1 protein-coding gene is annotated in these 1,061 nt (G+C 35.7%); it reads right to left on the bottom strand.

Features of this window, described 5'->3' with window-relative positions:
- Positions 1-67: 67 nt before the first annotated feature.
- Positions 68-943: an IS3 family transposase gene (locus ABH902_RS15775; RefSeq protein ID WP_404592353.1), complete on the bottom strand. Its 876-nt coding sequence runs from the start codon at positions 941-943 to the stop codon at positions 68-70.
- Positions 944-1,061 lie beyond the last annotated feature (118 nt).

Here is a 1,061-nt window from a genome sequence, read left to right as displayed (position 1 = left end):
TGTAGTGACCCCAAAAAGTTAGACTTTTTTCGGAGTAGAGAAATCTACTCCGTTTTTTTATTTGTTGTTAAGCTGTTTTACTTTCGGTTATTCGAAACTGTACAGGGCTTTTCCAGTTCAGTTTCTTTTTCATTCGTTCATTGTTGTAATAATAGATGTAGTTATCAATTGCTGTTTTTAGTTCTTCAAAACTAGAATAGGTTTTTCCATGATAAATTTCTTGTTTTAAAAGACTAAAGAAGTTTTCCATGATTGAATTATCTAAACAATTGCTCTTTCGAGACATACTTTGAAAAATGTTCTGTTTCTTCAGTTTATGGCTATAAGCTTTCATTTGATACGCCCAACCTTGATCTGAGTGAAAGGTGCGACGATAAGGACAATCATTCGTCCGTCTGATTGCTTCTTCTAATCCGTCCATTATTGCCAGTGCATTTGGTTTTTCTGAGATACGATAAGAAAGAATTTCACTATTATACATATCCATAAAAGGATCTAAGTACAACTTTCTTTGACGAATGATCCCTTTGGGATCACAGTCAAAATACTTTAATTCTGTTGTATCTGTCGTTATTTTTTGATGACAAACACTTGTATAAAAGCGACGGTGGATTCGATTCTTGGCAATCGTTCCAACTTTTCCACGATACGAACTATAGCGACGAGATTTCCGTGTATAAGAGCGGACTTCAATCCCTAGCTTTCGAATTAAGCGTTGAACTTTCTTTTTATTCACATAGAATCCTCGGTTCCTTAGTTCGTTCGTCATTCGTAAACAGCCATAATCTTTATGCTTTTGACGAATATGAAGCATCTCTGTTTCGATTTCCTGAGTTGGATTTTTTCGGTCAAACCGTTTTTGCCAATACATAAAGGTTGACTTAGAAAAATTCAATGCTTCAAGAAGCTCAACTAATTTGAACTGTCCTCGGAGGCTTGCGATGATTCGCGCGATTGATTCACTCTTCGTTGTTGAGCTTCCTGTTTTCGCAGCTTCCTCAGTTCTTTTAAAAAGGCATTTTCAATTTGAAGAGTACGAACCTGCTTTTCTAATTCTTTGA

Origin of the sequence: Enterococcus sp. UD-01, from assembly GCF_044909655.1 — a bacterium.
In the GTDB taxonomy this organism is placed as follows: Bacteria; Bacillota; Bacilli; order Lactobacillales; family Enterococcaceae; genus Enterococcus_L.
The sequence above is the reverse complement of the archived record's forward strand: the minus strand, read 5'-3'. Positions and strand labels throughout refer to the sequence as shown.